Genomic DNA, 14770 nt, shown 5'->3' with positions numbered 1-14770 from the left:
CCGGTGGCCACCGGCCAAGGTGCTAAGTCGCTTCCATCGCACAGATCATGGCCGTGCAGATACAAGGGGCTCTCTCCGCTAACACAGTGACAGGCGGACTCGCGGAGACCCCCCTCACCCGGATCGCATCTGCGATGCGACATAGCCGAAGCTTCGCTTCGGCGTTAAGAACGGCCGCCGAATGGCGGCCTATGCCTCTCCCCGCGCGCGGGGAGAGGTGAAGGAAGCGACGCTCAGCCCTTGATGAACGCGAGCAGGTCGGCGTTGATGGTGGCAGCTTCGGTCGTGGGCATGCCGTGCGGAAAGCCCTTGTAGGTCTTCAGCGTGCCGTTCTTCAACAGCTTGGCCGACAGCGGCCCGGCGTCGGCATAGGGCACGATCTGGTCGTCGTCGCCATGCATGACGAGAACGGGCACGTTGATCTTCTTCAGGTCTTCGGTGAAGTCGGTTTGCGAGAAGGCGACAATGCCGTCGTAATGCGCCTTGGCGCCGCCCATCATGCCCTGGCGCCACCAGTTCTGGATGACCGCTTCCGACGGTTTGGCGCCCGGCCGGTTGTAGCCGTAGAACGGGCCCGCGGCGAGCTCGCGATAGAATTGCGAGCGATTCGCGGCGAGCTGCGCCTGCAGTCCGTCGAAGACGTCCTTGGGCAGGCCGCCCGGATTGGCCGGGGTCTGCACCATCAAGGGCGGCACCGCGCTGATGATCGCCGCCTTCGCCACCCGGCTCTCACCGTGCCGCGCGATATAGTGGACCACCTCGCCGCCGCCGGTGGAATGACCGACGTGAACGGCATTCTTCAGATCGAGATGCTCGGTCACCGCCGCGAGGTCGTCGGCATAGTGATCCATGTCGTGGCCATCGCTCACCTGGCTCGACCGGCCGTGGCCGCGGCGGTCATGCGCGATGACGCGAAAGCCGTGATTGAGGAAGAACAGCATCTGGGTGTCCCAGTCATCAGATGACAGCGGCCAGCCGTGACTGAAGACGATGGGCTGACCACTGCCCCAGTCCTTGTAAAAAATCATGACGCCGTCTTTGGTGGTGATCGTGGGCATCGCGCAGCCTTTCGTGCGAGTTAAGCTGATGGAACATACCGGTCGCGGGCATGCTCCGGATTTCAAAATCGCCCTGCGATATCAAATCACGATGTCAATTGGATCGTGAGCATGATCTCCGCGCAAACGCTTCGCGTTTGTCGCGAGGAAAACCGGTCTCCACTTTTCCGGATCATGCTTCAGGCGAAGGAGGCCATCGGCCTGAAGCGCCGCCAGATGCCGATGATCGCCACCACGAATAGCACCAGCACGATGCCCTGCACGACGGCGAAGACGGGGCCGGACGGCGGAGCCGGTGGCACGCTCGGCGCCAACGCGTGCAGCGGGGGTATCTTGAGGAAGGACTGAACCACCAGCACGAAGACGTTGAGATAGAGCGATATCATCGCCGTCACGATGTAGATCGGACGCCAGGTGCCCGAAAGCTTCATGACATAGAGCGCGATGCAGGCGATCGCGAGCAGGATCAACGAAATGATCCCGAATATATGCGAGGGCAGCAGCTCCTTGAACGGGAACATGAAGCCCGTGACGCTGGTGAGGATCGTGAACAGCAGGAAGATCGCGGTGAGCCCGGGCATCTGCTTCGAGCCGAGCAGCCCGAACATCACGACAAGGCCCGCGACGATTGCAATCAGACTGATCACCACGTGAACAAGCGTAAACGTGGCCAAGCTCATACCCAGGACCATGTGAAGCACTCCCGATTGAGAACCGCGCTGAACACTACGATGCAACAAGTGAGATTGCTACATGCTTCGCGGATCGGAAGCCGGCTTATATGATGAAGATAAGATGATTATGATGCGAATAAACTAAAGTATGGGATTTGCCGAAACCGTTTGCATGCCTGTCATAAATGACAGCACACCGACAGCAATCACCAAACTATCTGAGTTAGTGCCGTAGCCCGGGTGAAGCGAAGCGTAACCCGGGGCCGCTCGTAAACGCAGATGCAGTCGTCCCGGGTTACGCGTTCCGCTCCACCCGGGCTACGCGTTCCCCACGGCGCTATGAATCAATAATAGCGCGGGATCGGGCCGTTATGCGGCGTCTTGCGCTGCGAGAGATCGAACAGCACGCGATCGACATAGCACCAGCCCCAGCCTTCCGGCGGATCATAGCCTTCGATGATCGGATGGCCGGTCGCGTGGAAATGCGCGGTCGCATGCTTGTTGGGAGAATCGTCACAGCAGCCGACATGGCCGCAGGTGCGGCAGATGCGCAAATGCAGCCATTGGCTGCCGCTCTTCAGGCACTCCTCGCAGCCGAGCGCGCTCGGCGTGACGGTCTGAATGTCGGCGATATGGGTGCAGCCTTTCGACATCTGCTGTTTCCTAAGCCGTGGAATTGGCGTTGTCGGCGAGGAAGCCGTGCAGCGCCGCGACGACTTGCGCGCCCTCGCCGATCGCGCCGCCGACGCGCTTGACCGATCCGGAGCGGACATCGCCAACGGCGAAAACGCCGGGCACCGTTGTCTCCAGTAATTGTCCCTGCCGCAGGCCATCCTGGCCGCTCTGGCCGGTGAGCACGAAGCCTCCGCGGTCAACCTTGACGCCGCAGCCCTCGAGCCAGCCGGTCGCGGGATCGGCGCCGACGAACAGGAACACGTTGTTGACGTCGAGCGTGTGCTGCTCCGGCGCCAGGCGGCTCTTCCAGCGCGCGCGCTGGAGCGTGGCATCCTCGCCGCCTTCCAGCGCTGTGATCTCGGTGTTGAACATCAATTCGATGTTCGGCGTCGCCTCGATGCGCTCGATCAAATAGCGCGACATGCTGGCCCCGAGGCCGCCGCCGCGGATCATCATGTAGACCTTGCGCACATGGCCCGACAGGAACACTGCGGCCTGGCCTGCCGAATTGCCGCCGCCGACCAGCACCACGTCCTGCCCGGCACACAGCTTGGCCTCGATCGGCGAGGCCCAGTACCAGACGCCGCGGCCTTCGAAGGCCTCGAGATTTTCGATGCTCGGCCGGCGATAGCGCGCCCCGCTCGCAACCACGATCGATCGTGAGCGCAAGGTGTGCCCGCATTCGGTCGCGATCGAGAACAGGCCGTCCCGCTTGGAGCAGTCCAGCGACCTGACGGAAACCGGGATCAGGATATCAGCGCCGAATTTCTGGGCCTGGTTGAAGGCGCGGCCGGCGAGCGCCTGGCCGGAAATGCCGGTCGGAAAGCCCAGATAGTTTTCGATGCGGGCGCTGGCGCCGGCCTGGCCGCCGAAGGCGCGCGAATCGAGCACCGCGACCGACAGCCCTTCGGACGCCGCATAGACGGCGGTGGCGAGCCCGGCCGGCCCGCTGCCGACGACGGCAACGTCGTAGAGCTTGTCATGGGTGTGGCCGCCGATCATGCCCATCGCCATCGCAAGCGCGGTCTCGGACGGGTTGCGCAGCACGTTGCCGTTGGGGCAGACCACCAATGGCAACTCGGCGCGCGTGGCCGAGTAGCGCGCCACCAGGTCGGCCGCGTCCTTGTCAGTGGCGGGATCGACCACGTGATAGGGCTGGCCGTTGCGCGCCAGGAAATTCTGCAACTGCGCGATCTTTCCGAGCGACGGCGGGCCGATCAGCACGGGGCCGCCGACGCCGCCCTGGATCAGGTTGACGCGGCGCAGGATCAGCGCGCGCATGATGCGCTCGCCGAGATCGGCCTCGGCCACCAACAGCGCCCGCAATCTTTCCGGCGGAATCAAGAGCGTCTCGACGTCGCCTTCGGCATGGCCGTCGACCAGCGCAGGCCGGCCGGAGAGCTGGGCAATCTCGGCCAGGAATTGTCCCGGGCCCTGGTCGATCACCGGCGTGACATGGCCGAGGCCATCGCGCTGGGTGATCGCGACCGTGCCCGAAAGCACCACGAACATGCCCGGTCCCGGCTTGCCGGTCTCGAACAGCGCTTCGCCGTCCGTATAGTGCCTGACCTCGCCGAACCGGCGCATGCGCTCGATCTCGTGCTCGGTCAGGGTCGGAAAGGTCTGCTCGTGCCGCGGAAACGCGAGGGACCTCGCGCTGATCGGATTCGCCATCGCCTCTGCAGCCATCTCAGCTACTCACTCCTCTTACCAAAACACGTCGCAACGATGCCCCGCATGCAGGGACCGGCTAGGGACCCGGCTCGCCATCGCTCGCGTCATCTAGTCGGCCTTCGGCCGGTTCGGAAGATGCAGGATCGCTGCGCCCGCGCGCCTGTGATTTCCGCCGCTTGAGGTTTTCGCGCAGCGCGAGCTTGAGGCGATGCTGTCTTGATTCGTCTGACGCAATCGCGACCTGCCGCTCCCGCCTGTCTTTCTCGTCCTGCATGTTGCATCCGTCTTTCAAACTTGCATGACAATAGACCAGGCGCCGAGGGACATGCACCGGTCGATCGGGGAGGTGGGCTCCCCCGGTCTTCCGTGCGGTGGCAGGACGAACCGGCCAAAGCCGCACTCCCGAGCGCCCCAGGGAACCGAAGTGCCCCCGGATTGGCCGAATTTCGACGGGACGAGGTGTTTTTGCGGTCCGCCTCCCCGTCCCCGCGCTTGCGCCGGAGGGGGGCTTGTGGCAAGAACCGCCGCGCCCGCTGGGGCCAACTCGGCCGATTCTTTATTCCCGGGCATGCTGCCGTAGCTCAGTGGTAGAGCACTCCCTTGGTAAGGGAGAGGTCGACAGTTCAATCCTGTCCGGCAGCACCAGAAAACCCACAAAATCAGCAACTTAGATGACCGGCTCCCCGGCGGACGATACTCGATTTCGAGCCGGGTACCCAACCGGATCAAAAGTGCCGAACATGATCGATTTTTGCACAAGCGCCGCCATCAGGTCCAGATTTGGACCGCGTGATCGATTTCACGGCCGGCAGCGAAAATTCACGACTGCGGCGCCATACTCGGCGCCCTCGGCGTTATGTTTTTCACCCACTAGAGGGCGAAGACAGCGCTAACCCGGCCTATCGCTCGCGGATCGACGACGCTCCGCTCGCACCAACCGCAGTCCTCGCAATTCAGGATGGATGGTGCATTTGCGCCGTCGGGCTAGTGGGTTAGTTTGTAGCAGTGCCCGCCGCCCCTATGCCTGACGCGCGCGCGGCACTTATCCAGCGTCGAAAATGAGCAGTCAGGCTGTCCTGCGGCTTTCGCCCCTCTTAGCTGCGCACAGAACGTGGCAGCGTTGGCAGGGTCTTGCGGATAAAGAACGAAGCTCATCGAGAGAAGCGTCATCATAGCGACAAATGCTAGCGTCGAACGCGACATATCAAGCCTCCCTATGAGGTCTTGCCCACGCGGCAAGCACACGCGTCGTCACAGCACGTTGGTCCGGAGCAGCGGCGACGCCGCTCCGGACCAACGACACCGCTTTTGATCGGCCGGAGCACGCCAGAAGCGGCGCAAACTGGTGTATCGGCGTTCGCGGCGGGTCTTCAAGTAGAAGAAACCCGCCATTTTCGACGGAAAAAGTCCCTAGAGCTTCGGTTCTGATTGAATCAGAACCGAAGCTCTAGATTCTTGTTTTGACGCGTTTTCTGCGCAGATAAGTCTACGCAATCTGCGTAAACTTGATTGCTATGCGAACCGGCGTCCACCCTCGGATCAAGTCCGAGGGCGTGCTTCGCTCCAAAACGCTCTAGCCTAAGACCGATCGTCTTTTGCGCCCGGCGAGCACCGCACAGTATATGGCCGGATTGGTCGCGCGTTGAGGAGGAGTGATGGACCTCACTCAAATCATCGGCTTCGCGGCGGGATTCGGGACAACCTTCGCGGCTCTGCCCGACCTCATTACGATGCTGAATCGGCGCTCCGGTGTCGGCATGAACCCCCGAATGGCGGCCATCACGGGCACTTTTCAAATTCTCTGGGTGATCTATGGCGTATCGATCGGCTCAAAGAACATCATCATGTGGAATGTGATCGCGGTCGCGACCAATTACCTTACCGTTGGGGCATACATGTACTTTCGTCGCCACGAAGCGCGATCGTGATATCGGATTGTGAGCTGAGCCGCGGGAAGCGACGCTACCTCATGTCCTGAGGGCGTCGACCATGTGGGCGATGAGAACGCCAACGCTGAGGACGAGCAGGCAAACAATTACAGCTTGAAACAACATCGGTGCGAATTCCGGTGGGGCCGAGGGCTTCATATAGTCCTCAAACGTCGGCGGCTTTTGGTCGTCCCGATGGCGCCTTGGTGTTCACGCGATTACAAATCTGCAAGGGTCGCGCTTGCAAGGGTCGCGCCGCTTCATCGACGTGGACAGGCATCCGGCCTACGCAATCGTTGGCCGTCGGCAAATTTTCGGGTTCTCGACTGGCGGGGCTATGCCCGCCATAACCAGGCACAACCCACGCTAGAGCGCTTCCACCTGGCCATGAGCGGGAAGTTACGAAAGGCGCGTCACGACGAAACCGCCGCACGGCCGCGATTGAGCTGGCGATGTCGGCTTATCGAGCTAAAAGCAGACATCGCGATGGCCCGCAGGCCGTTTTCCGATAATGAACCGCGCCAGTCAGCTACGCGAACCAGAAATCACTTGCGCTGAGGTTCTGAACGCCCGCGATGGTGAGGTCATTATTGGCATCAAAGTGAATGATGGTGTTTCCGCCGGTCACCTCGATATTCAAGTCGCCAAGATCGTGGATGTTGTTCGCTGCCAAAGCCGTGAGGTCGATCTTGTCTCGCCCTGCTTGGAAATCGGCCGTGTCATGCCCGCTCGAGGCGGCAAAGACGAACGTATCCGCGCCGCGTTCGCCAAGCATATTGTCGTTCCCGATGCCGCTCGTGAGCCTGTCGTTGCCATCGCCGCCATCAAGGACATTTCCTGACCCGCCAAAAACCGTGAGTTGATCATTGCCCGCACCGCCGCTGAGGAAGTTCGATCCGAGCGAACCAGGCGCAACGGTCGCCGTCAGGACATCGTTTCCAGCGCCGCCATCCAGGCGGTTCTCGGCAACAGAGTTGTCCGTAACGCCGGGCTTGGGCGTTGCCGAAAGAAACGCGGTGAGCTGATCATCTCCGGCCCCGCCATTCAGGACATTCGCGACATCGTAGAGATCCGCCCCGGGGGGACCAAACCTGCCGCCGGCTACCGCGTCGAGATGTGCCGTGAGGCTGTCGCTTCCGCTACCTCCCTCGAGTTGATTGAGTGCGCGAACAACTTCACCAAGCGCGGTGGAGTTCGCAATCAAGGTGTCATTGCCTCTCCCGCCGTCCAGATAATTCGTGAGATCCGTAACGGTGTTCTCCCCATCGGTGGAATGAGTCGCCTCGAGGGTGTCGTTGCCGTCATCGCCCCAAAGCTGGTTGATGCCGACCGGCGTGGCGCTGTTTGAGTCTGTCACATTGAAAGCGTGCAATACGTCGTCGCCCCGGCCACCGTGAAGCTCGTTTGTTACCAGGTCGGTGGAATTGGATCGTCCTACAGCGCTCGCGTCCAGCACGTCGTTGCCGTCACCGCCGAAGAGTACGTTACTGGCGCTGCCGTGAAGCGCAGCGAATTCTGTTTCGGCATGAGCCGTGACGTGGTCATCGCCGGAGCCGCCATCGACGGTGTTCATGGCGATACTGTTTCCGAGAACGTTACGGCCATCTGCCAGGGCATGAATGGTGTCATCGCCGCTTCCGCCGAACACATCAGTTCTGACCGTTACGCTTCCGAAGACAGCAAGCTCCACATTGGCCGTGGCGTTGATAGTGTCGTTTCCGCTGCCGCCATCGAGCAGCACATCTGCGGTCTTCTCGGTGCTCTGAGGCGGGCTCTCACCCTGGAGAGTGACGGTCCCATCGAGGTGGTCGTTGCCTGCCCCGCCGAATTGAACGGCAAGTCCGTGCAAATCGCCCTGCGGGACGACAACATTGGTTGTCAAAGTGTCATCGCCGCGACCGCCGATCAACGCGGTCCGGTTGAATGCGCTGCTCATGATCATCGCCGGCAAGGCCCAAGACAATGTCGCCGTCAGCCTGTGCGGCAAGGACATCGTCGTGTCTGGTGCCAATGATCAAACTGTTGATGGGATCGATGAGGGAAAGCCAATCGAAGGCCCGGGAATCTGGGAAAAACCCTTCAGTTCCCAACAATTGCTGTGCGGCCTGGCCTTCGATTTGAATCGTATTCGCCATATTTTCCTCCTTGGCACCGGGATAATGATGTCGACGAAAGCTGAGCGACGGAATCGAATTCCGCGAAGCACGAAAATAAATGACAATTAAATGACGGCATTATGCACTGCGCCCGCCGGCAAATTCAGGCCGCGTATTTCGCGGCTACAGGCCCCGTCTCGATTACCCTCCTACGTCGCTGTTGCCGTTGCGCAAATCATCGCGATTTTCCCGCATACAGCCAGGAAATTGCGCCGATCAGAAGCGGATTGGGATTCGACCATCGGGTCGGGCTCTTCTGAGTTGAGCATCCGAATCTCTTTCTTGCAGCATGAAACGAACGAATAGATTTAATCCGCCCAACAACAAAGCATTAAATCAGAAGTTGCGCGACATCTAATCACATTTAATGCGCACCGCGTAAATAAAGCCGGGTGCGACAATATATCCGGATATGTGGAACCGTTACGACTGGAGCGGTTCCCACTCGTCTCCGCGCCGCGCTTCGCGACAGGACGAGTCGCTTCGTAACATCAGGGATGGCGCTGCGGCTCAGGTGAGCGGAAACCCGCGTGGCCGGGGCCGCTTGAATCCGCGGGGAAGCAGCCGGTGATGAGACTGAAGGGAAATCTTCAGCTCGTGCGCCTTCGCGATGACACCACCAGGAGATCGATGCAGCATCCGTGCGATGCTTTGTGCGGGGTAATCGCTACGCGCCATTCGCTTGAGATCGTCGATGTCGAGGTCAGACCAACGGCGTCCCATGATCCCTCGAGATAATTTTTTGAATACGGATCGAAACGAGCAATTAATTGGGTGGGCTTCGGGGAACCGAATCGGGAAATGCTTGCCGCGCTGAAAATGTACCGGGCCCCGGTTCTTTGACATTGCTAACACCGCGGCTGCGCCCGTTCTTCCCCGGGAAACTACGGCATTCGCCTGCAGAAACGTGAAGCAGTTCGATGGGGGTGGCGACTTCGGCGGTACTGCGCCTTTGCGCTCAGCGGAGCCGCGCTGACTTGGTCGGCTTGATCGTTCGAAGCGTGTTTCGGTTTGTCATCAAGCGGAATCCGTCCGTGAATTCAACAAGGCACCGGTTCTTGTTGCCGCGGACCAGCACGCGGCAACCTTGGCCCTTCCGTGCCTGGTCACGGCCGCGATAGATGTGTGTCAGCACTTTGTTGGACAGCACGATTGCCCTACCTTTCGTGCCAAGCTCAGTGAACGGCCCTGGCCGGGCGGTGGGACCGCTCAGGGGGCTCCGAAAAAATGCGCTAGGGTTCGGCGCCGAATGGTAGTTCCAGGGATGTGCCTTTTTAAGCTACCTTTTCGGGTATAAACGCGAAGCGCGATATCAGGCCGTGCACACGACAGCATGAAGCCAAGCGCTGAAGCGGCCGCTGCCGGATGACATTCTGAAGATCGTCATGCGCGGCCCCGCTACGCCGATGTAGATCTCCGCACCAGTGCGCGCAAGCAATGGCATCTTTGATCGAAGCATTGACGTTCAGGTGAATCGCTTGCGACACAAACTGGAGTCCGATCCCGGCTCGCCGAAGCTGATCTTGACCCACAGAGGAGTTGGATACCAATTCGCGTGCGACGTAGAGCGATGCTAGCGAGACGCGGTGCGGCATGCTGCCGCGTCAGTGATTCAGGCTTTATTGACCTATTTCACTCTTTTTGTCCTGGGGACGGACACGTGCATCGTTGTCACTAACCGTATGCGGTGCCCGGCGTTGGAAGCGACCAAAAGGGCTGGGCGATGCAGACGCTGTCGGTTCAAGGCGCGTGGTACAGGCCGTTCATGCTTCCCGAGCCGCCTTCGCCTCCTGATATCTTCCAGGTGCTCCAAGACGCGGCCGCGCCGCCAGCCACCTCCTCGCAAGCAGGGCCTGGCCAATCAACTGGCGCGCCGGACGCCGCGACGGGCGAAGGGAGCGCACCGGCCAACACCTCGAGCAGCATCGGCACTTCGCCTGTGGTGCAGGCGTTCCTGCTGCGATTGCAGGAGCTGGGGCTATCAACGGTTTCGGGCACCGACGGCAATGATCAGCTTGCCGGCTGGTCGAAGAGCCTCGTCGATGCCGGCACCGGCAACGACACCATCGACGTCTGGAGCGACAGCGTCGTGGATGGCGGCGCCGGCAATGACCAGATCGACGCCTGGTCCGGCAGCATTGTCGATGGCGGCGATGGCAGCGACGTCATCAAGGCCTGGTCCGACACGACCGTGCGCGGCGGCGCCGGCGACGATGTGATCAGCGGCTGGTCCAACAGCAAGATCAATGGCGGCGATGGCGACGACCAGATTTCGGCCTGGAGCGACAGTCTCGTCGAGGGCGGCGCCGGCAATGACCGGATTTCCGCGTATGGCAATGCGAATGTCTCAGGCGGAAGCGGCGACGACACCATCTGGGTCGGCTCCGACTCGGTCGTGAACTTCGCCAAGGGCGACGGTCACGACACCATCTATGCCGGTCCCAATACGATGCTGAAACTCGGCGATGGCCTCAGTGCCGACAACACCCGTGTGAGCGTATCCGGCTCCGTGGCGACGATCAGCTTCGAGGGCAGCGACGATAGTATCATGGTCCAGTTCGGACCGTACAGCCCGGCAACCCTGGCCTTCGCGGACGGCACTGCACTCACCATCACGCCGGAGAGCCGGATCGCGCGGACGCCATATTCGGCATCCGCCTGATTTCAATCGCGAGATGTCCCGACCGGGGCTGGCGGCGTGCTTCGTAGCGCGCCTTCGACCCGTTCAGTCCGGACCTAGCACGTCGAACAAACTCGCGACCCAGATGATCTGGATTGCCAACGCAAAGGCGACGAACGAAACGTGGTATCGTTCGGAAGCCGTAAGCAGCGCCCCTATTGTCCCGCCGATCAGGAGGCTCTGCCTCACCGGATAATACCAGCCATAGAATTGCTTGTAGTAGTTCGCTCCTTTCAGGAGCGTGTCGAAAACATCAACTGAAAACAGAATCAAAAGGAGAACGTAGAATACGGCCCTGCGATTCCAAAAATACTCCTTCAGCCCCTCATGTTCCCCGATGTTGTCCGGAAACACCATTGCGGACAGCATGACGAACACCACGGCGTAGCAGATGATGAGAAAATAGCTCTCGAACGTCCATCGCTCGATCTTGGACAGCGCGAATTCGAACCACCAGAAGTGGATGATGGCGAGGAACAGGAAGATGGCCCATCCAATATGGAGGAGGTTGATCCTCTCCTTTCCGGGGTGCTGAATGAACCGCGTCACGCCGCTGACGAGGCGGGCAAGGCTTATGCCCAGGATCATTCCGACGATGATGCGGATGTGGACGAAGATCTCGTGGCTCTGATGCAGGTCATTGTAGCCATCCATCCGAGTGCCCCCCGGTTGACGTCACAATGAGCCTCAGGCTCTGACGGCATGTGACTCCGTGCCAGGAACCCTGGCACGTTCCGATCAGCTCGAACTGCGACGCCAACCAGGGATCTGGCTGGCGGACGCGTCACTTCGTGGTGTAGCCGCCGTTGACGAGAATGGTCTGACCCGTCATCCACCAGCCGTCGGACACCATGAAGCGAATCCAGGGCACGATGTCCTGGATATCGGTGAGACCCGTCCTGGTCAACTTCGACAGGGCTGCCGCGGTCTTGTGATAGGCGACCGCATCGGCGCCTTCGGCCGGGTAGAAGAACGGCGTGTCCATCGGACCGGGGCCGATCGCCGTCACCGAAATGCCCCGCGCGCCGAACTCCTTGGCCGCGGCGCGCGTAAAGTGTTCGACCGGCGCTTTCATGCCAGCATAGGCTGCATAGAACGGCGTGAACGCCCCCAGCAGGGACGTGACCAGGGTGCAGATCTTGCCATTGTCGTTGAGCGTCTTGCCCGCTTCCTTGAGGAAAAAGAAAGCCGACTTCGAATTTACCGCGCTCATCTCGTCGAATTCAGCTTCGGTGATCTCGGCCATCGGCTTCTTGAGCACCTTGCCGACGGTATTGACGGCGATATCCGGCTTGCCGATGGCGGCAACGGTTTCGGCGAACAGCTTCTCGACGGCGGCGGCGCTGGTGAGGTCGCCTTGAAAGGCCACGCCCTTGGCGCCGGCAGCATTGATGGCCTTCACGGTCTCGTCGGCGGCCGGCTTCGTCGCGGCGCTGTTGTAGTGAATGGCGACGGCTTTCGCGCCATGCGCGGCAAGGTTCCGGGCGAGCAGGCCGCCGAGATTTTTCGCGCCGCCGGCGATGATGACGGTCTTCCCCTGGATGCTGTGATCGATCATCTTCTTTCTCCTTCGTGCTGCTGGGGCGCCAACGGCTTGAACTCCCGTCACGTGCCGCCCTTGCGAAGGGAAGCCGCGATCGTGAAGGCACCTCTCGTATCGAGTCTATCCCTTGCCCGATGATTGATGCCGTTTCATCAACCGGGCGCGACACACGCGGTGAAACTGGGTGGTATTTCGACAACATGATCGCTTTCTGATAGCGTGCCAATGATTGATCGAGCGAGTGTTGCGCCGAGGATGACGTGGCCGGCATCCGCTGAACTGATGTTGTGGAGGAAGGACTTGCCAGCGTTGCTAGCTTGCGTTCCGGACGCCTGGGGTCCCAAATTCGGCACGGAAAGCGGCGCGGTCACGCGAACGCGGACGGGCCCGAACGAAATCGCCTTCAGGGCGCCGGCGCATATAGCGCTGGTGATGTTCACGCCGCAGCCCAATCGCGAGATCGCTCTCAACAGCAGCCGCAAGACGGTCACGCTCGCGCCGGTCGGGACGATCGAGGTCGTACCGGCCGAGGCTGATCTGTTCGCGCGCTGGCGCGTCGCGAAGGAGAACCTGCTCGTCGCGCACGACCAACACCGTCTGGCTCAGCTCGCCGGAGCGGAGTTTCAGAACGAGGATTTCGAGTTCCAGCCGCCCAGGCCAGGCTTCGTCGACCAGCAGGCGCTGTTGCTCGCCAATCTGATCCGCGCCGAATTCCAGCGCGGCGAAGCAGCGAACGACCTCTGCTTTGACGCATTGATCACGCTGTTTGGCACTCACCTGTTGCGCAGCTATTCGTCCTTCAGCGCTTGGCCGCGCCCTCTGCTCAGCGGCGGTCTTTCACCCAGGGCATGGCGCGCCGTGACCGACTACATCCATGCCAATCTTTCGGAGAGCCTGTCCGTCGGTCGCCTTGCCGAACTGGCCGGACTTTCACCCAGCCATTTCCTGCGCGCCTTCCGGCAAACGTCCGGCCAGGCGCCACACCAATATGTCGTCGCGCAGAGGCTCGCCCTTGTCGAACGGCTTACCAAGACAACCAACATGCCTTTCGCCGCGGTGGCCAAAGCCGCCGGCTTTTCCAGCAACAGCCATATGACCGCAACCATGAAGCGGACGCGGGGAGTCACGCCGAACATCCTTCGCCGCGACGACCGCCGCTAGTCCTTCGACCGCAGGATGCTGATCCGTGTTTCGTCGACGAAGCTCTTGGTATCCTGATCGGCCCGGCGGAACAGATTGCGTTCCACGACGAGTGAGCGGCCGCTGATGGTCTTGGTGCAGCGCTCCTTGAGATAGACGCCGCCGACCGGCTGGTCTCCCTGATCCGGCTGGCCTTCGGTGCAGGCCCAGCCGTCCGCGCCGTAGCGGGACTTGGCCTGCAGCCCGAGCAGGAACGCCTTCTTGCGGATGTAGAGACGCGCCTTCGGATCGGTCTCGATCAGCAAGCCGGAGACATGCCCGCTATCGTCGATCGATAGGGTCAGAAGCGCCGGATGGCCCGCCACCATCGTGCCGTCCCGGCTGGTCATGGGATCATATCCAAACCGGATCGCCCGCGTTCCACTGGCGCCGGCAGGACAGTCACGCCAATCCTTCCAGCCGGTCAAAATATGCCGCGGATCCGTCGCACAGTAGAAATCGACATAGCCTGACTCCGCCAGTTCGTTCACGGCCATGCCGAGGCGGATGTCGCGCAGGTCGTTGCCGCCGAATTCTTCCGTCCGGGCCGGAGAATTGGCGAGCGCGACCGCCTGCCAGGCGAGCAGAACGCTGAGGATTGCACAAAGTTTCAACCTGATCGTCACTGGCTCTTCCCCGTGCTGGCCGTCGCATCATCCTGCTTCTTGTAGATGTCGCAAACCCGCGACGTGCTCGAGAAGAAGGTAACGCACTCCGCATAAGTCGGCTCGCCGGCGCCCTTGATATGCGCAAGCACATAGTCGGCGACCGCCTCGATATCCTTCTGCCGCAGGAACGTTCCGGCCTCAGGCGGCATATGGCTGCCCGCCTCCTCGCGGTTCATGCCGTAGCACGTCACCTCGTCATAGGCGCCACGCACGAAGAACGGCATGCCTGTGCTGGGCCGCCCGCAACTGACCGTTTCAATGATTTGCTCACGCGTCAGCACGGTCTTGCGCAGCGACAGCGCATCGCCACCGTAGCCGCCGCCGCCATTGCCGTGCCATTTGTGGCAACCCATGCAATTGGCCTTGCTGAACACCGCCTTGCCGGCATTGGTCGGATCCGAAGCCGTCGCTTGCGCCGACTGACCGAAAGCTGCGGCTGGCATCGAAAGAATCAAGGCGACGACACTCATGAGCAGCACACGTGCCGCCGCCGAGGATGCGTTGAAGATCATCATGACGTCTCTTGTTGACGAAG

13 protein-coding genes, 1 tRNA gene and 1 pseudogene are annotated in these 14770 nt (G+C 61.1%); 6 read left to right on the top strand and 9 right to left on the bottom strand.

The features are described 5' to 3' along the window. Positions 1-233: 233 nt before the first annotated feature. The 4 genes from CWO89_RS17115 to CWO89_RS17100 form a co-directional block, all read right to left on the bottom strand. Positions 234-1058, bottom strand: coding sequence for an alpha/beta fold hydrolase (locus CWO89_RS17115; RefSeq protein ID WP_130579949.1), 825 nt, complete (start codon positions 1056-1058; stop codon positions 234-236). A 179-nt stretch (positions 1059-1237) separates the two neighbouring features. Further along, positions 1238-1750 carry a hypothetical protein gene (locus tag CWO89_RS17110; protein WP_130579948.1) on the bottom strand — a complete coding sequence of 171 codons (513 nt, stop codon included), beginning with the start codon at positions 1748-1750 and terminating at the stop codon, positions 1238-1240. 326 nt (positions 1751-2076) lie between these two features. Then, positions 2077-2385 (bottom strand): UBP-type zinc finger domain-containing protein, encoded by a 309-nt coding sequence (locus CWO89_RS17105; protein WP_130579947.1) that lies wholly within the window; start codon positions 2383-2385, stop codon positions 2077-2079. A 10-nt stretch (positions 2386-2395) separates the two neighbouring features. Beyond that, complete coding sequence (locus CWO89_RS17100; RefSeq protein ID WP_130579946.1) at positions 2396-4096, bottom strand: FAD-dependent oxidoreductase; 1701 nt, start codon at positions 4094-4096, stop codon at positions 2396-2398. 555 nt (positions 4097-4651) lie between these two features. On the opposite strand from CWO89_RS17100, the gene CWO89_RS17090 reads away from it, so the two are divergent. Together CWO89_RS17090 and CWO89_RS17085 are read left to right on the top strand one after the other, a co-directional pair. Next, positions 4652-4726, top strand: a tRNA-Thr gene (locus CWO89_RS17090). Positions 4727-5736: 1010 nt separating this feature from the next. Then, on the top strand, positions 5737-6009 hold the full coding sequence (locus CWO89_RS17085; protein WP_245476341.1) for a SemiSWEET family sugar transporter: 273 nt from the start codon (positions 5737-5739) through the stop codon (positions 6007-6009). Between the two features lie 529 nt (positions 6010-6538). Here the strand turns inward: CWO89_RS17085 and CWO89_RS17080 are convergent. Then, the gene (locus CWO89_RS17080) at positions 6539-7945 is read right to left on the bottom strand and encodes a calcium-binding protein (RefSeq protein WP_165421201.1); all 1407 of its coding nucleotides are present in this window, start codon (positions 7943-7945) and stop codon (positions 6539-6541) included. Here CWO89_RS17080 and CWO89_RS45905 point away from each other — a divergent pair. The 3 genes and pseudogenes from CWO89_RS45905 to CWO89_RS17065 all read left to right on the top strand — a co-directional run bounded on the left by CWO89_RS45905 (position 7944) and on the right by CWO89_RS17065 (position 10827). After that, positions 7944-8234, top strand: coding sequence for a hypothetical protein (locus CWO89_RS45905; protein WP_165421200.1), 291 nt, complete (start codon positions 7944-7946; stop codon positions 8232-8234). The genes CWO89_RS17080 and CWO89_RS45905 overlap by 2 nt on opposite strands. 1373 nt (positions 8235-9607) lie before the next feature. Further along, positions 9608-9742 (top strand): annotated as a pseudogene (locus CWO89_RS17070) (winged helix-turn-helix domain-containing protein); the annotation flags it as partial. 146 nt (positions 9743-9888) lie between these two features. Continuing rightward, the gene (locus CWO89_RS17065; RefSeq protein WP_130579941.1) at positions 9889-10827 is read left to right on the top strand and encodes a calcium-binding protein; all 939 of its coding nucleotides are present in this window, start codon (positions 9889-9891) and stop codon (positions 10825-10827) included. Positions 10828-10890: 63 nt separating this feature from the next. Here the strand turns inward: CWO89_RS17065 and CWO89_RS17060 are convergent, their stop codons facing one another. Together CWO89_RS17060 and CWO89_RS17055 are read right to left on the bottom strand one after the other, a co-directional pair. Beyond that, complete coding sequence (locus CWO89_RS17060) at positions 10891-11499, bottom strand: hypothetical protein (protein ID WP_130579940.1); 609 nt, start codon at positions 11497-11499, stop codon at positions 10891-10893. A 130-nt stretch (positions 11500-11629) separates the two neighbouring features. After that, positions 11630-12403, bottom strand: coding sequence for an SDR family oxidoreductase (locus tag CWO89_RS17055; protein ID WP_130579939.1), 774 nt, complete (start codon positions 12401-12403; stop codon positions 11630-11632). A 285-nt stretch (positions 12404-12688) separates the two neighbouring features. Between CWO89_RS17055 and CWO89_RS17050 the strand changes: the two genes are divergently transcribed. Next, positions 12689-13549, top strand: a complete 861-nt coding sequence (locus CWO89_RS17050; RefSeq protein ID WP_165421199.1) for a helix-turn-helix domain-containing protein — start codon at positions 12689-12691, stop codon at positions 13547-13549. Here the strand turns inward: CWO89_RS17050 and CWO89_RS17045 are convergent. Together CWO89_RS17045 and CWO89_RS17040 are read right to left on the bottom strand one after the other, a co-directional pair. After that, positions 13546-14193, bottom strand: coding sequence for a hypothetical protein (locus CWO89_RS17045; protein WP_245476340.1), 648 nt, complete (start codon positions 14191-14193; stop codon positions 13546-13548). The two genes, CWO89_RS17050 and CWO89_RS17045, sit on opposite strands and share 4 nt — an antisense overlap. Then, positions 14190-14750 (bottom strand): c-type cytochrome, encoded by a 561-nt coding sequence (locus tag CWO89_RS17040; protein ID WP_463700636.1) that lies wholly within the window; start codon positions 14748-14750, stop codon positions 14190-14192. The genes CWO89_RS17045 and CWO89_RS17040 overlap by 4 nt, the downstream gene beginning before the upstream one ends. Positions 14751-14770: the final 20 nt, after the last annotated feature.

The organism is Bradyrhizobium sp. Leo170 (genome assembly GCF_004296405.1).
Classification (GTDB): Bacteria; Pseudomonadota; Alphaproteobacteria; order Rhizobiales; family Xanthobacteraceae; genus Bradyrhizobium.
This window is presented reverse-complemented; position numbering and strand designations above follow the sequence as displayed.

Bases quoted from the DNA above. Each gene is read 5' to 3' on its own strand.
- CWO89_RS17115 (WP_130579949.1), bottom strand. From the start codon at position 1,058: ATGCCCACGATCACCACCAAAGACGGCGTCATGATTTTTTACAAGGAC.
- CWO89_RS17110 (WP_130579948.1), bottom strand. From the start codon at position 1,750: ATGGTCCTGGGTATGAGCTTGGCCACGTTTACGCTTGTTCACGTGGTG.
- CWO89_RS17105 (WP_130579947.1), bottom strand. From the start codon at position 2,385: ATGTCGAAAGGCTGCACCCATATCGCCGACATTCAGACCGTCACGCCG.
- CWO89_RS17100 (WP_130579946.1), bottom strand. From the start codon at position 4,096: ATGGCTGCAGAGGCGATGGCGAATCCGATCAGCGCGAGGTCCCTCGCG.
- CWO89_RS17085 (WP_245476341.1), top strand. From the start codon at position 5,737: ATGGACCTCACTCAAATCATCGGCTTCGCGGCGGGATTCGGGACAACC.
- CWO89_RS45905 (WP_165421200.1), top strand. From the start codon at position 7,944: ATGATCATCGCCGGCAAGGCCCAAGACAATGTCGCCGTCAGCCTGTGC.
- CWO89_RS17080 (WP_165421201.1), bottom strand. From the start codon at position 7,945: ATGAGCAGCGCATTCAACCGGACCGCGTTGATCGGCGGTCGCGGCGAT.
- CWO89_RS17065 (WP_130579941.1), top strand. From the start codon at position 9,889: ATGCAGACGCTGTCGGTTCAAGGCGCGTGGTACAGGCCGTTCATGCTT.
- CWO89_RS17060 (WP_130579940.1), bottom strand. From the start codon at position 11,499: ATGGATGGCTACAATGACCTGCATCAGAGCCACGAGATCTTCGTCCAC.
- CWO89_RS17055 (WP_130579939.1), bottom strand. From the start codon at position 12,403: ATGATCGATCACAGCATCCAGGGGAAGACCGTCATCATCGCCGGCGGC.
- CWO89_RS17040 (WP_463700636.1), bottom strand. From the start codon at position 14,750: ATGATGATCTTCAACGCATCCTCGGCGGCGGCACGTGTGCTGCTCATG.